The organism is Enterocloster aldenensis (assembly GCF_003434055.1).
GTDB lineage: Bacteria > Bacillota > Clostridia > Lachnospirales > Lachnospiraceae > Enterocloster > Enterocloster aldenensis.
The window spans coordinates 968,299-989,813 of sequence record NZ_QVEX01000001.1 but is presented as its reverse complement, the minus strand read 5'-3'; the positions used below and the strand labels follow the sequence as shown (position 1 = coordinate 989,813).

General features: G+C 50.5%; 17 protein-coding genes and 1 riboswitch. Of the genes, 13 read left to right on the top strand and 4 right to left on the bottom strand.

Annotation, left to right across the window (positions count from 1 at the left end):
- Positions 1 to 14: 14 nt before the first annotated feature.
- From DWX59_RS04665 to DWX59_RS04635, 7 genes are all read left to right on the top strand, one after another.
- The gene (locus tag DWX59_RS04665) at positions 15 to 1,427 is read left to right on the top strand and encodes an oxaloacetate decarboxylase subunit alpha (RefSeq protein ID WP_117556524.1); all 1,413 of its coding nucleotides are present in this window, start codon (positions 15 to 17) and stop codon (positions 1,425 to 1,427) included.
- Positions 1,428 to 1,650: 223 nt separating this feature from the next.
- On the top strand, positions 1,651 to 3,243 hold the full coding sequence (locus tag DWX59_RS04660; RefSeq protein WP_117556522.1) for a 2-dehydropantoate 2-reductase: 1,593 nt from the start codon (positions 1,651 to 1,653) through the stop codon (positions 3,241 to 3,243).
- Between the two features lie 168 nt (positions 3,244 to 3,411).
- Positions 3,412 to 4,488, top strand: a complete 1,077-nt coding sequence (locus DWX59_RS04655; RefSeq protein ID WP_117556520.1) for a TRAP transporter substrate-binding protein — start codon at positions 3,412 to 3,414, stop codon at positions 4,486 to 4,488.
- Positions 4,489 to 4,509: 21 nt separating this feature from the next.
- The gene (locus tag DWX59_RS04650) at positions 4,510 to 5,025 is read left to right on the top strand and encodes a TRAP transporter small permease (protein WP_117556518.1); all 516 of its coding nucleotides are present in this window, start codon (positions 4,510 to 4,512) and stop codon (positions 5,023 to 5,025) included.
- Complete coding sequence (locus DWX59_RS04645) at positions 5,018 to 6,313, top strand: TRAP transporter large permease (RefSeq protein WP_117556516.1); 1,296 nt, start codon at positions 5,018 to 5,020, stop codon at positions 6,311 to 6,313. Before DWX59_RS04650 ends, DWX59_RS04645 begins: the two co-directional genes overlap by 8 nt.
- Positions 6,314 to 6,325: 12 nt before the next feature.
- Positions 6,326 to 7,771 carry a sedoheptulokinase gene (locus DWX59_RS04640; protein WP_117556514.1) on the top strand — a complete coding sequence of 482 codons (1,446 nt, stop codon included), beginning with the start codon at positions 6,326 to 6,328 and terminating at the stop codon, positions 7,769 to 7,771.
- Positions 7,671 to 8,423 carry an HpcH/HpaI aldolase family protein gene (locus DWX59_RS04635; RefSeq protein ID WP_117556512.1) on the top strand — a complete coding sequence of 251 codons (753 nt, stop codon included), beginning with the start codon at positions 7,671 to 7,673 and terminating at the stop codon, positions 8,421 to 8,423. The genes DWX59_RS04640 and DWX59_RS04635 overlap by 101 nt, the downstream gene beginning before the upstream one ends.
- A 66-nt stretch (positions 8,424 to 8,489) precedes the next feature.
- On the opposite strand, the gene DWX59_RS04630 is transcribed toward DWX59_RS04635, so the two are convergent.
- From DWX59_RS04630 to DWX59_RS30215, 3 genes are all read right to left on the bottom strand, one after another.
- Positions 8,490 to 9,788: a S8 family peptidase gene (locus tag DWX59_RS04630; protein ID WP_117556510.1), complete on the bottom strand. Its 1,299-nt coding sequence runs from the start codon at positions 9,786 to 9,788 to the stop codon at positions 8,490 to 8,492.
- Between the two features lie 130 nt (positions 9,789 to 9,918).
- Positions 9,919 to 12,192, bottom strand: a complete 2,274-nt coding sequence (locus DWX59_RS04625) for a glycogen/starch/alpha-glucan phosphorylase (protein ID WP_117556508.1) — start codon at positions 12,190 to 12,192, stop codon at positions 9,919 to 9,921.
- 205 nt (positions 12,193 to 12,397) lie between these two features.
- The gene (locus tag DWX59_RS30215) at positions 12,398 to 12,586 is read right to left on the bottom strand and encodes a DUF6783 domain-containing protein (RefSeq protein ID WP_409337922.1); all 189 of its coding nucleotides are present in this window, start codon (positions 12,584 to 12,586) and stop codon (positions 12,398 to 12,400) included.
- 60 nt (positions 12,587 to 12,646) lie between these two features.
- Between DWX59_RS30215 and DWX59_RS04615 the strand changes: the two genes are divergently transcribed.
- The 3 genes from DWX59_RS04615 (at position 12,647) to malQ (ending at position 15,430) form a co-directional block, all read left to right on the top strand.
- Positions 12,647 to 13,537: an AraC family transcriptional regulator gene (locus DWX59_RS04615; protein WP_117556504.1), complete on the top strand. Its 891-nt coding sequence runs from the start codon at positions 12,647 to 12,649 to the stop codon at positions 13,535 to 13,537.
- Entirely contained in the window at positions 13,522 to 13,680 is a 159-nt protein-coding gene (locus DWX59_RS28630; RefSeq protein ID WP_166460163.1) for a hypothetical protein, read from the top strand. The genes DWX59_RS04615 and DWX59_RS28630 overlap by 16 nt, the downstream gene beginning before the upstream one ends.
- A gap of 109 nt (positions 13,681 to 13,789) precedes the next feature.
- Positions 13,790 to 15,430, top strand: a complete 1,641-nt coding sequence (gene malQ, locus DWX59_RS04610) for a 4-alpha-glucanotransferase (protein WP_117556502.1) — start codon at positions 13,790 to 13,792, stop codon at positions 15,428 to 15,430.
- A gap of 177 nt (positions 15,431 to 15,607) precedes the next feature.
- Here the strand turns inward: malQ and DWX59_RS04605 are convergent, their stop codons facing one another.
- Positions 15,608 to 16,162, bottom strand: coding sequence for a GNAT family N-acetyltransferase (locus DWX59_RS04605; protein ID WP_117556500.1), 555 nt, complete (start codon positions 16,160 to 16,162; stop codon positions 15,608 to 15,610).
- A gap of 171 nt (positions 16,163 to 16,333) precedes the next feature.
- A riboswitch (Fluoride riboswitch) is annotated at positions 16,334 to 16,409 on the top strand.
- Between the two features lie 47 nt (positions 16,410 to 16,456).
- Here DWX59_RS04605 and DWX59_RS04600 point away from each other — a divergent pair.
- The 3 genes from DWX59_RS04600 (at position 16,457) to DWX59_RS04590 (ending at position 21,507) form a co-directional block, all read left to right on the top strand.
- Positions 16,457 to 17,662 carry a cation:proton antiporter gene (locus DWX59_RS04600; RefSeq protein WP_117556498.1) on the top strand — a complete coding sequence of 402 codons (1,206 nt, stop codon included), beginning with the start codon at positions 16,457 to 16,459 and terminating at the stop codon, positions 17,660 to 17,662.
- Positions 17,663 to 17,755: 93 nt separating this feature from the next.
- Positions 17,756 to 19,321 carry a cell wall-binding protein gene (locus DWX59_RS04595; protein WP_227115869.1) on the top strand — a complete coding sequence of 522 codons (1,566 nt, stop codon included), beginning with the start codon at positions 17,756 to 17,758 and terminating at the stop codon, positions 19,319 to 19,321.
- A 515-nt stretch (positions 19,322 to 19,836) separates the two neighbouring features.
- Positions 19,837 to 21,507 carry a putative manganese-dependent inorganic diphosphatase gene (locus DWX59_RS04590; RefSeq protein WP_117556496.1) on the top strand — a complete coding sequence of 557 codons (1,671 nt, stop codon included), beginning with the start codon at positions 19,837 to 19,839 and terminating at the stop codon, positions 21,505 to 21,507.
- The last annotated feature ends 8 nt before the right edge of the window (positions 21,508 to 21,515 follow it).

Sequence of the window (21,515 nt, the reverse complement as noted above, 5' to 3'; positions counted from 1 at the left end):
GGAGGATTATAACTATGGCAGAGATAGAGAAGAGGCCAGTAAAGATTGTGGAGACCGTCCTTCGTGACGCCCATCAGTCCTTGCTTGCAACCAGGATGTCTACTGAGCAGATGCTGCCCATTATTGATAAGATGGACAAAGTAGGCTACCACGCAGTTGAGTGCTGGGGCGGCGCTACATTTGACTCCTGCCTTCGTTTCCTGAAGGAAGACCCATGGGACAGACTGAGGAAACTGAGGGATGGTTTTAAGAATACCAAGCTGCAGATGCTGTTCCGCGGACAGAATATCCTGGGATATAACCACTATGCAGATGATGTGGTGGAGTACTTTGTACAGAAGTCCATTGCCAATGGTATTGATATCATTCGTATTTTTGACTGTCTGAACGATATCCGCAACCTGGAGACAGCTGTTAAGGCTACCAACAAGGAAAAGGGTCATGCCCAGATTGCCCTGTGCTATACACTGGGTGACGCATATACACTGGATTACTGGAAGGACATTGCCAAGAGGATTGAGGACATGGGCGCTGATTCCCTGTGTATCAAGGATATGGCCGGACTTCTGACACCGTACGCTGCAGCTGAGCTGGTACAGGCCCTGAAGGAAGGAACCAAGCTTCCAATCGACCTGCATACCCATTACACCTCCGGCGTTGCTTCCATGACCTACTTAAAGGCAGTAGAGGCAGGCTGTGAGATCATTGACTGTGCAATGTCTCCTCTGGCACTGGGAACCAGCCAGCCCGCAACCGAGGTCATGGTTGAGACCTTCCGCGGCACACCTTACGACACTGGTTATGACCAGACGCTGCTGGCTGAGATTGCAGACCACTTCCAGCCCGTGCGTGAGCAGGCGCTTAAGAGCGGCCTCCTGAATCCAAAGGTGCTGGGCGTTAATATCAAGACCCTTCAGTACCAGGTTCCGGGCGGCATGCTTTCCAACCTGGTAAGCCAGTTAAAGGAAGCCGGACAGGAAGACAAGTACCGCCAGGTTTTAGAGGAAATCCCCAGGGTGCGTAAGGACTTTGGCGAGCCGCCCCTGGTTACTCCGTCTTCACAGATTGTCGGTACCCAGGCTGTCATGAACGTCATCATGGGCGAGCGCTATAAGATGGTTCCCAAGGAGTCCAAGAAGATCATGCTGGGCGAGTTCGGCCAGACCGTTAAGCCCTTTAATCCTGAAGTCCAGAAGAAGATCATCGGCGATGAGACGCCAATCACCTGCCGTCCAGCCGACCTGATTCCGCCTCAGCTTCCTCAGTTTGAGAAGGAATGCGCACAGTGGAAGCAGCAGGATGAGGATGTGCTGAGTTATGCACTGTTCCCGGCTGTTGCAAAGGACTTCTTTGAGTACAGGGCCGCCCAGCAGACCAAGGTGGACAGCTCTGTGGCTGATAAGGAGAGTAAGGCTTATCCTGTGTAAATGGGATAAGGGCTGTAACAGAGGGAAGTACGAAATAACTGATGATGATATGTATGCAAAGGCTGTCTCCGGTTGGGGGCAGCCTTTCCTGATAACCGGGGTCATGTACCCCCTGAGCTAAAATAAAACTTGCGTAAATGTCAAAACCTTCGTAAGATAGAACTAGGATTTAAATATATGATAGGCCGGAGCGGTGTCAGAAGGCGGTTAAGAGGGTTGTGTGATGAGGAAAATAAGAGAAGTGGCAATAATTGGGTTAGGCGCAATGGGAGCGGGGTACGCCTGGCAGATTGCAGAATGTAATAAAGATGTGGTCCTGTATGGTATTGTGAAGGATTCCCGGAGATATAGAGAAAAACCTGTCTTAGTAAATGGCCGGAAACTTTCCCTGCAGTACTGTTCTTTTGAAGAACAGATGAACCACCCAATGGATTTGATTATTGTGGCTGTGAAATCATATAATCTGCCGGATGTGATTAAGCATATGGCGTCAATGGTGGGGCCGGACACGAAGATTTTGTCATTATTAAACGGGTTGACCAGCGAGGAGAAGCTGATTCAGGCATTTGGGGATGGACATGTGCTGTATGCAACTGTTACTGGCGCGGATGCCAACAAAAACGGTAATCAGGTGACCTTTAATAAGGCGGGGTGCCTGCATTTTGGAGAGAAGATAAACAAAGGGCAATATTCAGGGCCGGTTCGGGAAGTAGCTGCATTTTTAGAGGAAAGCGGTATTGATTATCAGATACCGGAGGATATGGAACACAAGCTTTGGGAGAAATTCCTTATCAATGTGGGATGCAATCAGACCAGCACAGCATATCAGATGAATTATGGTCAGATGAGGGAGAGCGAAGGAGCCATGGAGACAATGAGGAGTGCCCAACGTGAGGTGATTGCGCTGGCCAACCATTTTGGGGTTTCTTTAAGTGAAGAGAATATCAGGGCCTGGGAAGACAGCCTGCAAAACCTGACCTCCCAGGGACGGTCCTCCATGCTTCAGGATTACTGGCAGGGGCGCCCTCTGGAGATGGACATATTAGGTGACACTGTATTGGAACTGGGCAGGAAGGCAGGTATTGCCGTACCTGTTAACGAGATGCTCAGTAATAAAATCCATCAGATGGTACAGGAGAGAAATGTGGTAAACCGTGGGTCTGCGGCTGCACCGGATAAAATAGCCACCCAGCTGCGTCTGGATATCCTGCGGCAGACAATAAAAAAGGGTGATAAGATGGCGGAGAACCAGCTGGCCAGGCGTTTTTGCGCAAGCAGAAGTTCCGTGAGGACAGCCCTGCAGATCCTATCCAACGAAGGACTGATCATCACACACAGTAACGGACGGCGGGAAGTGGTGGAATTTACTGAGAAACAGGTAATGGAATTATATAATTTCCGCTGCCTGCTGGAACAGGAAGCCCTGAGATTAATGCTGAGCCAGAAGAATTCCATGTTTCCTTTAATAGCCAAGGTACTGGAAAAGATAGAAAAAGCATGCCTGTCCAATGATGGGAATATTGACTGGTATGACCTGGATGTCCAGTTCCACAGGGCGCAGGTACGTTCTTCAGGAAACCTGTTTGTCATAAATGCCTGGGAAAGCAACGCCCAACTCATCTACACTCTTATGAGTTTTAATACATCTGCCGGATATGGCGAGGAATATGCATCTACTTTTTTTGAAAAACATCGGCGGTTATATGAGCTGTGGCTGTCAGATGATAAGGACAGTTATCAGGAATTAAAGAAACATATTATGGATGCGGAGATAATATCCAAATCAGTATTAAATAGTGTGTACATGGAGAAATAGTCAATGGCAGTATCTGAAATCAATGGTATCAGATACTGCCATTTTGTTATATACAACTCGAAATAAAATGTCGACATTTTGTGTTAATAAGTTGACACTTTATAAAAAATGTGCTACATTAGTAGCAGATAATTTAAACCATATCTAAAATGAAAAGGAGAAAGGTATATGAAGAAATTAGTGGTAATGGGGTTGGCATTAACAATGGCATTAGGCATTACGGCTTGTTCAGGGGGGAATTCTTCACAGACGGAATCAACGGGTCCATCTGTTGGGACAGAGGCAGCCTCCTCAACAGAAGCAGGGAAAAGTGAGGAAACACCTGCACAGGCAGATGGGGATGTGGAAACCAAGGAGCTTAAGGTATCCCATGTATTTGCAGAAAGCCATCCGGTCCATCAGGCGTTTTTGCAGGCTTCGGATGAACTTTATGATAAGACCGGAGGGAGGTATAAACTGGTTATTTATCCTAACGGTACATATGGAAATTATACGGACAGTATTACGGCATGCCAGATGGGGACTCTGGATATCGCATGTCTGGACAGTGCGTCCGACTGGCTGGAAGCAGGAGGCGTGCTGTTTGCGCCATATTGCTTTGACAGCTACGAACATTGGCAGTCATTTAAGGAGAGTGATTTATGTACGGAGATGCGCGGGGAAATCAGTAAAGCAGTGGGAGGCATTAATCAGCTGAACATGTATAACTTCGGTTTCCGCAATCTGACTGCCAATAAGGAGATACGTACATTAGAAGATTTCAACGGACTGACACTGCGGTGCGTGAACTTTGAGCCGTATTCCACACTGAAGGATGTTTTCCAGGTAGCCATTACCTCAATACCCATTGAGGATGTGTACATGTCCCTGCAGACAGGCGTTGCGGACTGTGAGGAAAATCCGGTAACACAGATTGTAACCATGAAGTTCTATGAAGTCCAGGATTATCTGATTATGACACAGCATATGCTTGCCTGTTCATCGACCATCATTAATCAAGGTTTGTGGGATGGACTGCCTGAGGATGATAAGGCTATTTTCTCAGAAGTATTTACCAATATGGGTAATAACGTGGATAAAATGACCGTTGAAAATGAGTCTGCCCTGATTGACGAGTGTGTGTCCAACGGTATGACATTAATTGAAGATATTGACACCACGCCGTTTAAGGAAAATGCACAGAAGGTGGTAGAAAATTATCCTGCATGGAAAGAGTGGTACAATCAGATTCAGGCGATGAAATAACAGCAGAAGGGGAGAGGTTCCATGGAAAAGGCATTACAGGGGATTTTTTGGATTAACACAAAACTGAAACAGATAGAAAAGGCCTGTGGATGTATCTGTCTTGGCGTGCTATTTACAGTCATGATTTCCAATGCCATGCTGCGGTATTGTCTGCACAGCGGATTTAACTGGTCTGATGAACTGAATCAATTCCTGTTTGTATGGATGGGATTCCTGGCATCGGCTTATGCCATGGGCGATGACAAGCATCTGAATGTGGCTGCCTTTGTAAGCCTGTTTCCGAAATCTGTCCAATATGTCATAAGGCAGTTGATGAACATTATTATGCTGGTATTTTTTGTGATGTACATTCCGGCCCTCATGGAACTCCTGGGGCAGCTGGCCATATCCAGTGTGATGAGGCTTCCTTTAAAATATGTGTATGCAATCCTGCCGGTTAGTTTTGGGCTTATGAGCTATCATATTTTGTGTAATATGATAATGGATACCCAATGCTTCATGAGGGCACATAAGGGAGGAGGAAAGGTAAATGTCTAGCATCGCGTTGTTTTTAGTTAGTTTCATCGCATTTTTTGTATTAGGGATGCCGATTGCAGCAGCCATGATCATATCCTCCTTTATGTACGCATTAAACAGCGGGATGGGGCTTGCCATCATGGGGACCAAGATGTTTACAGGGCTTAATAACTTTGCCCTGGTAGCGATTCCGCTGTTTATCCTTACTGCTGAAGTAATGAACCGTACATCCGTGGCGGACCGTATTTTTAAATTCTGCAGGGACATGGTGGGATATATACCGGGAGGTATGGGGCACGTTAACATTACAACAAGTATCATATTTGCCGGAATGTCAGGTTCAGCCGTGGCAGATGCCGGAGGAATCGGACATCTGGCCTATCAGGCAATGGTGGATGAGGGGTTTGACAGGGAATTCAGCGCATCCACCACGGTTGCCTCATCTACCATAGGCCCGATCATACCCCCAAGTATACCGGCAGTTGTTTACGCCATGGTGGCCAATGTGTCGGTAGGCCGTCTTTTGTTCGGAGGCATACTGCCAGGACTGATTATGGGCCTTATCCTGATGGCATATGTATACCTTTACTCCCTGCGGCACAATGGGCCAAGGCTGAAATGGCAGGGATGGCGGTATTATCTGGTACATTTGCTGTATTCGCTGTTCTCCTGCATACTTCCCCTTCTGACCCCGGCCATCCTCTTAGGAGGTATTTATCTGGGAGTGGTCACTACCACGGAAGCGGCAGCGCTGGCAGTATTATATGCCTTGGTGCTGGGGGTCTTGGTATACCGTACTATGAAGATCAAAGATTTTATTGAGAGCCTGAAGAGCGTATTTATTACCAGCGGCTCTGTGCTTCTTGTGATTCCGGCGGCCAAATGTTTCAGCTTTGTCATGACAGCAGAAAACCTGCAGGTCAAATTATATGCGCTTCTCACATCATTTGCAGGAGACAGCAAGTTTTTAGTGGCTCTTTGTGTTACTGTGCTGTTTCTCATACTTGGTTGTTTGAGTGACCCAAATGTGAATATCATGGTATTCGTTCCTATGATACTGCCCTTGCTGAATGCAGCGGGATTTGATCCGGTACATGCAGGCATCTGTATTATCGTAATTGCGATGATAGGCAATATCACACCGCCGGTAGGGGTGGTGCTGATGACGACCTGCAGCATAGAGCATCTATCCATGGAACAGGTGTGTAAAAAACTCTGGCCGTTTCTGTTTGTCCTGATGGTTGAGGTTATTATATTATGGGCGTTTCCGTGGCTTGTAACCGGAATCCCGAATATGCTGATGAGATAGAGGGGATAGTCCATGAAATTTATAATGGTAGATATAGGGAGTACATTCATAAAAGCCGGTCTGTTTGATGTAGGCCTGAAGAAGCAGATAGAGAAGACAAAATATCCCACACCTCCCAGAAAGGCAAATCATGACAGCAGTTATTATGAGAATGACGCCATGGAAGTGGTGGGGATAGTAAAGGGAATTATTCATGACTGCTGCAGGAAACATCCGGATACAACTGGAATCCTGTTTTCTACCCAGCAGCATGGATGTGTTGTCTGCCATCCGGAACTTGAAGGGGATACTTATATTTCATGGCAGGATACCAGGTGCCTGAAGCGCAGGGAAAGCAGTGGATACAGCTACATAGAAGAGCTGAAGGCGCGGTTTTCCAGAGAAATGATGGAACCCAACGGTGTTTATATAAAACCGGCATTGGCGCTGTGTAACTTGTATACTTTGTTTGAGGAACAGGGGTTGTCAAGGAAATGTGAGACACACGTGCATACGCTTGGCTCTTACATCATTGAAAAGCTGACAGGAAATGGAATCTGCCATATTACAAATGCCGCTCCCATGGGGTTTGCCAATATCCTGGATAATACATGGCGTACCGATATGCTGGAACAGGCCGGGCTGGGGTTCATAAAGCTGCCTGCCATAACCAGCCAGATGGAATGCTGCGGGTATTATCAGGAGGGGGATGTACGGTTAGGCGTGTTTCCTGATGTGGGGGATGTACAGACCAGCGTATATGGGACAGATGCCGTGACAGGGGACCTTATTATTAATATAGGAACCAGTGGGCAGCTGATTTACATAACGGACCGGTATGTACCGGGAAATTATGAAATAAGGCCTTTCTATGAGAACAATTATTGTAATGTCATATCCTGCATGCCGGGAGGGCGGAATTTTGATGTACAGATTGATTATATCCGGGATATAGGAAGGCAGATATTCGGTTCATCCTTGAACCGGGAAGAGATATGGAACAGACTGCATCACATGGAACCCTGGCATGACACACAGGGGCTGGAGGTGGACTGCGGGTTCTATGAACTGCCGGATCGGCTGGCAGATGGGAGTATACGGCATATAAACCATGATAACCTGAAACTTAAGAATGTAATGTGGGCAACTGCTTTAGACTTTGGAAGAAAATATAGGGAATTCGCGGATTATCTGAGCGGACAGGAAGCCCGGAAGAAAACCATATATTTTACAGGGGGAGCAATCCTGAAAAACAGGAAATTACAGGAGGCGATACAGCAGGAACTGGAAATTCAGGAGATTGTCTGTGCTGCGGATGATGAGGTATTCAGGGGAATGCAGAAATTAGTGCTTAAGTGTGCGGAAAGGATGGATTGGGATGAAACAGGAAATCAGAGGGGGGCAGGAAGTAACCGGTGTATTCCTGTCGGAAATCGCGGCTCCGAACCTACTGCGTCTGATGCAGGCATCAGGGCTTGATTATGTGATTGTGGACTGTGAGCACGGATATTTTGACTATTCACAGGTAGCGGCCTTAGCAGCGGTGGGAAATGGAATCCATTTTCCTGTAATTGTCCGGATCCCGTCCGTGGCAAGGGATTGTATCCAGAAGTATCTGGACGCAGGCGTGGACGGACTTCTGGTTCCCATGCTGGAGACAAAAGAGCAGGCCCGGATGCTGGTGAGGTATGGGAAATATGCACCTGAAGGGAAACGTGGCATATCTACCATGCGTCCCCACAGTAATTACAATCCGGGGAGCCTGCAGGAGTATACATCGGCAGCCAATGGACGGATTATGCTGTTTGCCCAGATTGAAACGAAAAAGGGAGTTGATAATATAGGCGATATCGTTTCAGTCCCCGGTCTGGATGGTATTTTTATCGGGCCCAATGACCTGGCGTGTGACCTGGGTACAATGGGAGACTTTTCTACACCAGCAATGGAACGCTGCATCAGCACTGTGATTGAGGAATCAAAAAAAGCAGGACTGCCCAGCGGAATCATTACATCCAAGACCGAACTGATTAAACAGTGCCGCTGTAAAGGTATGACCATGTTCAGCTGTGACAGTGAACTGGGGTTATTGAAGAAAGGGATTCTGGAGATGAGGAAACGCTCTCAGGGTTAGCTTTCAGGGTTAAAAAAGCAGGACGGGTTTTAGCAGATGGCCCGTCCTGTTTTGATGTATTTTATCTTACTGCCGTGCCCACTGAAGGGCAGAATAAACATCCAGCATCCCCCCGCTATATACCCTTCCGTTCAGGGTATCCAGCTTATGGGCCGAGGTAATGAGGATATTCCTCACATCCTGCAGGCTCAGTTCCGGCCGGGCAGAGTAGAGCATGGCTGCAGCGCCGGCCACCATGGGCGCTGCCATGGAAGTGCCGGACATGAAGGCATAGGATTTATCCGGGATGGTGCTCAGGATGAATGTACCCGGCGCGGCAATATCCACGCTGGCCGGGCCGAAATTGGAGCTTCTGTCCAGTTTGCCGTTGAATATCAGGTTGGCCACGGTGATGATATTATCGTATGGCAGGCTGGCAGGGTAGACCGGATTCTGATCAATATTATAACCGATTTCATCTTCGTTCCCATTGCCTGCCGCAACCACAAACAGCATCTTGGAACCCTGGATGGCTGCGCGGAACTCCTCGGTGCAGTTTTCGGAACCAAAGCTTAGGTTACATATCTGGGCCCCGTTGGCTTCTGCATAGCGGATAGCGGCAATCACACTTTCCGGGCTTCCTTTTCCTTCCTCACCCCCAAGGGCTTTGATGGACATGATTTTGACATACTGGTTATCCGTGATTCCCACCGAACCGCCGTTGTTCCTGGAAGCTGCGATGGTGCCTGCGGCGTGGGTGCCGTGGTTGTCTTCCTTCCCTGTGTAGAGCTGGTTGTTATTGTCAATGAAGTTCCAGCCGTTCACATCGTCAATGAAGCCATTGCCGTCATTGTCAATACCGTCGCCGGGAATCTCATCCTCATTGACCCACATGGCGTCCTTAAGGTCCGGGTGATCCACATCAATACCCGTGTCAATGATTGCCACAATGACCGGACGTTTGTTCTCAATCTGATTATAAAGTTCCCAGGCAGGCTGTAGGTTGATATCAATCCCCTTTACCGCGTCAATGGTGCTGGCCTTAAAGTTGCTGGGTCCAAGAGGCGGAAGGGATATGGTGTCCACTCCGTTCTCATCTGTCCGGATAATGGGTTCCACTGTCTTTATATCCAGCTTCCGCTCAATCTTCTGTACCTGTCCGTCGTTCTTAAAGGCCCATTGGTAAGCAGCATAGTCATCCTGGGTGGAGAGGTTGTTGAGGCCTGGTCCTATTGCATATGGTGCGAATGAATCCTGTCCTGAGTCAGCATCGTATTGTGTGAATACGCCCTGTCCCGGGTACGCCGCAGGTGCCGTATGGATTGGGGCTGCCGCAAGTGCTGCTGTCATGGCAAGCGGGAGGGCAGCCGCCGTGAATTTGTTCATATCTGAGTTACTCCTTTTCATGTATATATCTAAACCGCGCTTACGCTGCATTGTAATAGTATAGCACATAAGATATCACATGATCTTGAAGATTTTATGAAATTTTCTTCAAATATATTACAAATCAGGCTTAATCCAGCTTCCATATATCGCGGTTATACTCTTCAATGGTGCGGTCGGAAGAGAAGAAACCGGCTTGGCTGATGTTGATGAGCATTTTCCTGGCCCAGTCCGTGCGGTCCTCATAGTCATTGTATGCCTGTTCCTTGGCCTGGCAGTAGGCGTCAAAGTCAGGGAAGGTCATGAACCAGTCCTTGGTCAGCAGTTCATTTGACAGACGCTCCAGGTGTTCCTTTGAACCCACGGCCATCATCTGGGGACCGGTGATGAAGTCCACGGCTTCCCGGATGGATGGATTCCCGTCATAGTAGGCCCTGGAGCAGTAGCTTCCGTCCTTGTAACGCTGGATTACTGTTTCGCTGGAATCACCAAAGATATAGATATTGTCATCTCCCACAAGTTCGTGGATTTCCACATTGGCCCCGTCGTCCGTTCCCAGGGTAACGGCGCCGTTGAGCATGAACTTCATGTTGCCTGTGCCGCTGGCTTCCTTGGAGGCAAGGGAAATCTGTTCGGATATATCGCAGGCAGGTATCAGCTTCTCAGCCAGGGTCACGTTGTAGTTATTGACCATGATTACCTGCAGCCATGGTTTTACATCCGGGTCATTGTCAATGATCTGTTCCAGGCAGAGGATCATGTGGATGATATCCTTTGCAATCACATAAGCAGGCGCTGCCTTGGCCCCGAATAAGGCGGTAATGGGGGTGGTCGGCTTTTTGCCCTTTTTAATCTCCAGGTATTTGTGGACCAGATACAGGGCGTTCATCTGCTGGCGCTTGTATTCGTGAAGGCGTTTGATCTGGATGTCAAATATGGACTGAGGATTTATCTCCACTCCCTGGGTCTCCTTAAGATACAGGGCCAGGTCTTCTTTTTTCCTGTCCTTGATGGCTAAGAGGCGGTGCAGCGTCTTCATGTTATTTATGAATTCCGGGGCGCCCAGCTTCTTTAACTCCATGGCATCCTTTTTAAACCCGCTGCCGATTAATTCTTCAATGAGCGCGGTCAGCTGGGGATTGCAGTGAAGGAGCCACCGGCGGAAGGTGATGCCATTTGTCTTGTTATTGAATTTCTCAGGATAAATCTGATAAAAGTTGTTCAGTTCATTTTCCTTCAGGATATCCGTATGGAGGGCGGCAACGCCGTTGACGCTGAAGCCATAGTGGATATCCATATGGGCCATATGGACCCGGTCGCCTTTGTCGATGATGGCCACGGACTGGTCGTCAAACCTGCGGCGCACCTTGTCATCCAGCACCTCCATGATTGGAATCAGCTGGGGCACGGTTTCCTTAAAATATTCCATGGGCCATGTTTCCAGGGCTTCCGCCAGTATGGTGTGGTTGGTGTAGGCGCAGGTCCTGCTTACCACCTGGATGGCATCGTCCATTTCCATGCCGTGTTCCGTGGTGAGCAGCCGTATCAGTTCCGGTATGACCATGGTCGGGTGTGTGTCATTGATCTGGATGACCGCATAATCGGGCAGGTCGTAAAGGCTGGAGCCTTTGCCAAGTGCTTCTGACAGAATCAGGCGCGCGGCATTGCTGACCATGAAATACTGCTGGCAGATGCGCAGGACCTGGCCTGCCTTGTCACTGTCGTCCGGGTACAGGAACAGGGTAAGGTTTTTGCGGATATCCTTTTTGTCAAAGGAAATGCCTTCTGTTACCAGGGATTCGTCCACGGTCTCCACGTCAAACAGATGAAGGGTATTGGTGCGGTTTCCATAGCCGGTTACCTGGATGTCGTACATCCTGGAGGTAAGGGTAAAGCCCTTGTAGGGAATCTTGTAGGTCACGTCTGTTTTGGTCAGCCATGAGGCGTCCTTAATCCAGGGATTCGGTTCCTCGTCCTGAAGGTTATCTTTAAACAGCTGTTTAAAAAGGCCGAAATGATAATTAAGGCCAATCCCATCCCCGTTCAATCCAAGGGTTGCAATGGAATCCAGGAAGCAGGCGGCCAGGCGGCCCAGTCCTCCGTTGCCAAGGGAGGGTTCCGGTTCCATCTCCTCAATCCGGCTTAAGGATATGCCGTGGGTGTCCAGGATGTTTTTTACGCTGTCATAAATCCCAAGGTTAATCATATTGTTGGACAGCAGTTTTCCAATAAGGAATTCAGCGGAAATGTAATAGAGCTTTTTCTTCCCTGTACCAGATCTGTGCGTACCGGCCAGTTCTTTTACCAGGCCCAGGAGGCCTGTGTAAATCTCCTGGTCAGAGCAGGCAGACAGGTCCTTTTTACATGCAGCGGTGAGCATTTCTTCCAGTTGTTTTTGATTCATGGGATTACTTCCTTTCAATGAATGCCGGGCGCGCAGATGGCGGGAATGAATGTTCGGACGCGCCCTGACATGGGGTTACGTAACTATATTATGGATATGGATGACAGAGGGCACCTGGAAAAAAGCAGTGTTCAGATACACCTCGAGAGCGTGTTTGAAAATTCATTCCCGCCATCTGCCCTAAGGAATCCACCATAGGTACCCCTTAGGGCAAAGCCCGCCCCCCTTCGCGGGCATATTTGGTCCCAATTCGGTCAACGTAGCCCGCTACGCCTCCCTCATCGTGACCAAATCTCCCACAAAGTGGGACGCACAGCTGACGGAAAGCAATTTTCAAACACGCTCTAATACGTTTGTCTGTATTATAGTGTGATGCGGAAAGAAAATCTTGCATAATTATGCCCATATATAGTACAATACTATCAAATTAAATGGACAGGGAGGATGAAACCGGTTGGATGGGCGCGTAAATTGGCATTATTATGATTACCATGAGATTAAGGAACATGCGGGACGTGATTTCCCTTTTAATATTTATCCTTGCTCCATTCCCCTTGATTTTAAGCTGGTGCCGGTCCATTGGCATGAGGAAATGGAAATCATTTCCGTAAAAAAGGGGCGTGGTCTGGTCACGGTGGACATGGTTCCCTACGAGGTGGGGACCGGGGATGCGGTTGCTGTATTTCCGGGACAGCTGCATGGAATCAGCCAGACGGGCGGGGAGGCAATGGAATATGAGAATATCATATTCCGCCCATCCATGCTCATGGCGGCTGACCAGGATGTGTGCACGGCAGAGTTCCTCCTGCCCCTGGCCGAAGGCCGGATTAAAAGCCCGGTCCATATGAAGGCGGGTATGGAGGATTATGCGTCTTTGTCGGAATGCATCCGGCGTCTGGATACATTGTGCAGGGATAAGCCCTATGGCTACCAGCTGGGGGTTAAGGGGGAACTGTTTTCGCTTCTGTGCCTTCTGGCCGCAAAAAGCCTTCCAATCCATGGGGAGCGTCCCAGCAAGTCCAGGGAAAAAATGAAGCTGCTGCTTGGATATATCGAGGAACACTATGGGGAACGTATTACGGTGGAGGATGGGGCCGCCCTGTGCTTTTACAGCAATTCCCATTTCATGAAGTTCTTTAAACGGTACATGGGGATGCCGTTTACACAGTATCTCAATGATTTCAGGCTGGAAAAGGCAGCCGGATTACTGCGGACCACATTGCTGCCGGTGACGGACGTTGCACAGCAGTGCGGTTTTGATAATATTTCCTATTTTAACCGGCTGTTCCGGAAAAAGTATCATGGGACGCCGGGCGCGTATAGGAAAGATTGGGAAATGGACTGAAGCCGGTGTATGTGGCCAGGCTGCCGGTGTATGTGGCCAGGCTGCCGGTGTATGTGGCCAGGCTGCCGGTGTATGTGGCCAGGCGGCCGCTGTATGTAGTCAGGTTGCCGCTGTACATGGCTGGCTGCTGCCGCTGCGTATAACGGCCTGCTGCAGGCTTGTATCCGGAATAAAACTGTGATACAATTAAGCGACATTTTCCAGGGAGTGGAATCAGATTCAGCAAGGATTGGAATAAAGGAGATAAACAGGATGCGGGAATGCGGTATGCTGCTTCCGATTGCCAGCCTGCCTTCGAGGTACGGCATCGGGGCATTTTCAAAAGAAGCGTATGATTTTATTGATAAATTAAAGGCGGCGGGACAGCAGTACTGGCAGATCCTGCCTTTGGGCCCCACTGGTTTCGGGGATTCGCCTTACCAGTCCTTTTCAGCCTTTGCAGGGAATCCATATTTTATTGATTTGGAAAAGCTGACAGAGGAGGGGCTGCTGACAGAAGAGGAATGCCAGGCAGTGGATTTTGGGAATGATGACAGGGATATTGATTATGGAAAATTGTATGACGGCCGGTTCCCGCTTCTTCGAAAGGCGTATGGAAGATGGAAATGTAGGCTGACAGGCAGGGACTGGGTGCCAGAGGAAACCCAGGGCAGTGCTGCGGATGCAGCCGGGGCGGCAATGGGCCCGGAAGATGGTGCTGCGGATGCGGCCAGGGTGGTAGTGGACCCGGAATACAGTGCTGCGGATGCAGCCGGGGACGGGGACGCGGTCCATGGACTTGCAGCCAGGACCCTGGGGGATGAAACCAGGGAATACTGTTTCTACATGGCGGTTAAGGACTTTTTTGATTCCAAGAGCTGGAATCTGTGGGACGAGGATATACGTCTCAGGAAACCGGAGGCAGTGGCGGCCTATCGTGAAAGGCTGTCAGATGAGATTGGCTTTTACGAATTCCTGCAGATTAAGTTTGAGGAGCAGTGGAGCAGCCTGAAGCGGTATGCCAATGACTTGGGAATCCGGATTATAGGGGATATCCCGATTTATGTTGCGTTTGACGGCGCGGACAGCTGGTCGCATCCGGAACTGTTCCAGTTTGATGCGGATAACATGCCGGTGGCAGTGGCCGGATGCCCGCCGGACGGTTTCTCGGCCACGGGACAGCTTTGGGGGAACCCCCTTTATGATTGGAAGTACCACAAGGATACCGGATACCGATGGTGGATGGACCGCATGACATACTGTTTTCATCTTTACGACGTGGTGCGGGTGGATCATTTCCGTGGATTTGATGAATATTATGCCATTCCCTATGGGGATAAGACTGCGGAATACGGACACTGGGAACAGGGGCCGGGAATCGGGATATTTGAGGCAATGCAGGAACGGTTTGGCAGTAAGGACCTGCCTATCATTGCAGAGGATTTGGGATTCCTTACCCCTACTGTCCTTAAGCTGGTCAGTGACACCGGTTTTCCTGGCATGAAAGTGCTGGAGTTTGCCTTTGACGATACAGAGGACAGTGCTTACCTTCCCCATAAATACGGCAGGAACTGTGTGGTTTATACCGGAACCCATGACAATGATACCCTGGCCGGGTGGTTTGCATCCATGAATGAAAGGGATAAGGCATTTGCAAGGGAGTACATAGGCAGCCGTTATACGCCCAAGGAGGAGATGCACTGGGAGTTCATCCGGCTGGCGCTTGCAAGTACGGCCCGGCTGGCTGTGATTCCGGTACAGGATTACCTGGGCATGGGCACGGAGTCCCGGATGAATGAGCCGTCAACACTGGGGAAGAACTGGAGATGGAGGATGTGCTCCGGGGATTTGGATGAGACATTGATTGGAAAATGCAGGCGTATGGCTAAGATATATGGCAGACTGGGCTGTTAGGATGCCGGCCGGGAATGGGCAAGTCTGTGATGTCGGTCAGGAATAGGCCGGTCTGCAATTCCGGCCGGGACTGGGCCGGTCTGTGATGGCGGCCAGGAATAGGCCGGTCTGCGGCGCCAGCCAGGCCAGGACCGGTCCGTGATTCCTGCCCCACATGCCCTGCCAATCGGGTAAGGGTCAGAGGTCCAAATCCGGATAAGGAATCAATCTGCCGGGGATATCCGGATGGTCTCCCAGCATTTTTTCCATCCAGATCATATCCCACCACCTTCCAAGCTTATATCCGCATTTTGTAAAATGCCCCACTGTCTGGTAGCCCAGCTTTTCGTGGAAAGAAATGCTGCCGGGGTTGGGGAAGGCAATGCAGGCATTGACATTGACGATATTCTGCTGCTTCAGGATATCTTCCAGGGCGGCATACAGCCGGGTACCGATGCCGCTTCCCCTTGCGTCCTCTGATACGTAGATGGACACCTCTGCCGACCAGTCATATGCAGCGCGTGGATGAAAGGCGGAGGCATAGGCATACCCCATGACGGTCCCGTTTAATTGGGCCACAAGGTAGGGATACCGGTCCAATGTGCGGGCAATGCGTTCCCTGAAATCCTCTGGGGTGGGGACCGTATACTCAAATGTTATGGCTGTATTCTCAACATAGGGGGCGTAGATGGAGAGTAGGGCAGGCGCATCGCTGGGAGAGGCGGTGCGTATGTTGATGGTGGATGTATGCATTCTTTTGCTCCTTTCTTGGGTATGGAATCGGATTTTATCCCATTCTAGCACTTAATCCCCATTTTTGCCAGCTTCTGTCCCGGCTTTTTCTGCACTTTTTTGTGCCCCGGTGCCTGAATGGATTGACAACCGGTCCATATTGAGATATAGTAAAGATTGCTCAAGCAAAGATTGTTTACAGGGAATGAGGTTCTCCCTTAGTGCTGCACTAAAACCGCTTATATAAGCTGATGACTTCTGTGTGATTTCACGCAGGAACCATCGGCTTTTTTGCGTCTTAAGGAGGAAAAGGAAATGCTTTTAAGTATTGCGTACATGTTAATGGTGGGCATGGCGGCCGGCTGGGTCTTAAGGAAACTGCGCCTTCCAAGCCTTGCAGGAATGATCCTGACCGGGATCCTGCTGGGACCCTATGCCCTTGATCTGATTGACGGCTCCATATTGGGGATTTCAGCGGAGCTTCGTAAGATTGCCCTGATTATCATACTGATGCGGGCAGGGCTGTCGCTGGATGTGGACGACCTGAAACGGGTAGGGCGGCCGGCTGTCCTTATGTGTTTTGTGCCGGCCTGTTTTGAAATCCTGGGCATGCTGGTCCTGGCGCCAAGGCTCCTTGGGATCACGGTCCTGGAGGCTGCAATCATGGGCTCCGTGGTTGCGGCTGTTTCGCCTGCCGTTATTGTGCCGAAGATGATAAGACTCATGGAGGAGGGGTATGGCACGGACAACAGCATCCCCCAGCTGATTTTGGCAGGGGCATCGGTGGATGATGTGTTTGTGATTGTACTGTTTTCAGCATTTACAGGGCTGGCGCAGGGGGGAAGGGTCTCGCCGGTCAGTTTTGTGCAGATACCAGGTTCCATCCTGGCCGGTATCCTGATTGGGTGCGGGGCCGGCGTGCTTCTGGCCCTGTATTTTAAACAGGTCCATATCCGGGACACGGTGAAGGTCATCATCCTGTTATGCATCTCATTTATCCTGGTGACCCTTGAGGATTCCCTGAAAGGAGCATTTACATTTTCATCCCTGATCTCCGTCATGTGCATGGGTATCAGCCTTCAAAAGCGGCGGGGGCCTGTGGCCATGCGGCTTTCCGTGAAGTTTAACAAGCTGTGGGTGGGCGCGGAAATCCTTCTGTTCGTCCTGGTGGGCGCAACCGTGGACGTAAGTTATGCGGTGTCGGCCGGCGCGGCCGTCATCCTGCTTATACTGGGCGTCCTGGTATTCCGGATGGCGGGTGTCATGTGCTGTCTCGTAAGGACCCGCCTCAGTCTTAAGGAACGGCTGTTCTGCATGGTAGCGTATATGCCCAAGGCAACGGTCCAGGCCGCCATTGGAGGCGTTCCCCTGTCCATGGGGCTGGCCTGCGGGAATATCGTGCTGACAGTGGCAGTGCTTTCAATCCTGATTACGGCGCCCTTGGGGGCGTTCCTCATTGACCTGACCTACCAAAGATGGCTTACCTGTGAAACGCATGGGGCAGAGCCGGGGCGCCCATGAAAATTAATGAATTCTTATGTAATTTTCCCCTTTGTATTCCTGTTATTTTGTTCCGGTTTCTGGTAAAATGAAATCTATAAGGAGGTGGATTGTATGACCGCAAAAAGAGTGATATGGGCAGTGACGGCAGGGCTGTGGATGGCGGCAGCGGCAGCCGGGACAGCCATGGGAGAGGAAGACACAGATAAGGGCCCGGCATATGACACCATTACCGAAGGGGTTAAGAAAGATGTGCCAAAGGAAAAGGGGCCTGGGGACGGAACGGTTGCAGCAGGCGTGAAGAAGTCCGCGGGCGGCTGGGTAAAAGAAGACGGAAGCTGGAGATATAAGGACAGCAAGGGCAATTATGTTGTCAATGACTGGAAGACCAGGGACGGAAAGTCCTATTATCTGGGAAGCGAAGGGCAGATAGAGAAGAGCACCTGGATTGCCAACACCTATTACGTGGATGGCAGCGGCGCCATGGTCAGGAATGACTGGATCCATGCCGACGGCAAGGACGGCCTTAAGGAAGAAGGCTGGTATTACCTTGGCAAGGACGGCAAGGCCGAGGAAGACGGCTGGAAGAATATAGGGGACGGCAGATACTGTTTTGACAGTGATGCAAGGATGCGTACGGGCTGGTATTATGAGGGCAACAACATTTATTACCTGGGTGAGGACGGCGCCATGGCCAGGGGATGGATGTGCCTGGGGTTTGATGAGGATAAGCTGCCCCAGGAAGGTTCGGTATCCAAGGAATATGCCAGCGCGGGTGAGGAGGCCCGGTGGTTTTATTTCCAGTCCAACGGCAGGGCTAAACGGGCGGATTCCAAGGACTTTAAGGATGCATCCATTGATGGGAAGAAATATTACTTTGATGAAAATGGCGTCATGCTTACGGGCTGGCACGCAGTCAAGACATCCCCGCAGTCCGGGGACGCGGTGGGAATCAGCCGTTTCGTGTACCTGGGCGGACCGGATGACGGATATCTGGTAAAGGGGCAGTGGATGGAACTGTCCCGGCATCCGGGGGATTCCGTGGATAAGGGCGTGCTGAACCGGCTGGATTCCTACAAAGGGCCCCAGGAAGGGGATAAAGAGTGGTATTACTTTGAGAAAGACGGTGTCCCGGCATATCTTAAGACCACGGCAAGGACCATGAACGGGGCCATTACTAAGATTAATGGAGAGGCATATTTCTTTGACCAGTATGGATGCAGGCAGAACGGGCTTGTGAGGGTAACGGCCCCGGACACGGTCCTGACCGGATATTTTGGGGACAGGGATTCTGACGGTAAGATGCGCACCGGCAGGATTGACGGGATTGCAGACGGTTCCGGGGAAAAGCATACGTTTTATTTCAATGCATCCGGTTCAGGCAAGGGAGCCGGGCTCAGCGGGGAAAAGGACGGATTCCTTTACTATGACGGGCTTCTTGTGGCGGCAGGGGAAGGCACGGGCTACCAGGCCTTTAAGGTGGACGGCAAGGTGTATCTGGTGAATACCGCGGGCAAGATACAGACCAATGAGAAGGCCTACAAGGTGGACGGGACTTATAAGTACCGGCTGGACGGCGGGATCTTGTACCACACGGACAGCAGCGGCGCAAAGGGCGGCAAGGTGTCCGCCGGCGCGGCGCTTCCGGAGTTTGAGTGTGATGCGGAGTATAAGCTTTAGGGCGTGCGGCTGGCGGGAATGGATTTTCAGACACGCTCTAAGCAGGCGGCTGCAGGAAAATGGAATCCATGGGCAGAGGGAGTGCGGCAGATGCTGCACTCCCTCTGCTTTTGTATAGGGGATATCCGTGAAGCGTGGAATGGATGTGTTTTGGACATGCCATGGAGGCGCCCGGCCCATATTCTGGTTGAAAAAAGAAATCTGGTTTGATATACTGAAATGGCGGGAAGAATCGTGAACATGAGGGGAAGCCATGCCGTATGGCAACCCATGACATGAGGAGACCCCGGTCAAACAACAACCGGGGCAATTATGAAAAATCTATGTGCAATTTTACCATTAAACCTGTTTGAACATATCAAGTTCTTATGAAATTAGTATAAAAAATAAATATGAACGAAATGTGAATCCAATGTAAACAGATTATGAAAGATTACAAATCACCATAGATTGCCATGGACTGCCTTTGGCCATACCACGGGCAGCCGGGGCTGCAGAGAATTGAGGGAGAGAGAATGGAACAGGAATTAAAAAGAAAGACAATGGTAATCGGGCACAGGAATCCGGATACGGACTCCATCTGCTCGGCTATCTGTTATGCCAATCTGAAGCGCGCCCTGACAGGGGATGAGTATGTCCCGGCAAGGGCCGGGCATGTAAACGGGGAGACACAGTTCGTGCTTAACTACTTTGGGCTTGAGGAGCCGAAGCTGGTGGAGGATGTGAGGACCCAGGTTAAGGATATCGAGATCCGCAAGACCAAAGGTGTGGCGGACAATATTTCCCTGAAAAAGGCATGGAAGATCATGCAGGAGAATAATGTTGTGACCATTCCATCCGTAAGGCCGGATGGGACCCTGGAAGGCCTGATAACGGTGGGCGATATTACAAAGACATACATGAATATCTATGACAGCAGCATTTTGTCCAAGGCCAATACACAGTATTCCAATATCATCGAGACCCTGGAGGCAGACCTGCTGGTAGGGGATGCGGATGTTTACTTTGACAAGGGAAAGGTCCTGATTGCAGCGGCCAATCCGGACCTGATGGAGTTTTACATTGAACCCCACGACCTGGTCATCCTGGGCAACCGGTATGAGTCACAGCTGTGCGCCATCGAGATGGGGGCTGCCTGCATCATTGTGTGCGAAGGGGCAGGGGTGTCCATGACCATCAAGAAGATTGCCCAGGACAGGGGCTGCACCGTGATAGCCACAACCTATGACACGTATACGGCTGCCCGTCTGATTAACCAGAGCATGCCCATCAGCTACTTCATGACAAGGGAGCACCTGATTACATTTAACAGCGATGACTATACGGATGAAATCCGTGAGGTCATGGCCAGCAAGAGGCACAGGGACTTCCCGATCCTTGACAAGGAGGGAAGATACCTGGGAATGATTTCACGCCGGAACCTGCTGGGCGCAAGGGGCAAACAGGTGATCCTGGTGGACCACAATGAGAAGAACCAGGCAGTGGCAGGCATTGAGAGCGCGGAAATCCAGGAAATCATTGACCACCACAGGCTGGGCACGGTCCAGACCATGTCGCCTGTATTTTTCCGCAACCAGCCCCTGGGCTGCACGGCCACGATTATTTATCAGATGTACCAGGAGGCCGGGGTTAAGATTGATAAGACCATTGCCGGACTGCTGTGCAGCGCCATTGTGTCCGATACCCTGCTGTTCCGCTCGCCCACCTGCACGTCCGTGGATGAGACGGCGGCCAGGGCCCTGGCCAAGATGGCGGGACTGGACATTGAGAAATACGCAATGGAGATGTTCGGGGCAGGCAGCGACCTGAAGGACAAGTCGGATGAGGAAATCTTCTATCAGGATTTCAAGCGCTTTACAGCCGGCAAGGTGCTGATCGGCGTGGGGCAGATCACATCCCTGAACGGCGAGGAGCTGCAGCACCTGAGGGGCAGGATGACTGCCTTCATGGAAAAGGCCCATGAGGGAAGCGGCCTGGACATGACCTTCTTCATGCTGACCAATATACTGACCGAGTCCACGGACCTCATATGCCAGGGACAGGGAGCGGTCCAGCTGGCGGCCAAGGCGTTCCATCTGGATCCGGAGGAAGCAAAGGACCAGGAAGAGCCGGTCCTGAGCCTGCCGGGGGTGGTATCACGTAAAAAACAGTTGATTCCGGAGCTGATGCTGGCGGAACAGGATTAGGGGGAAAA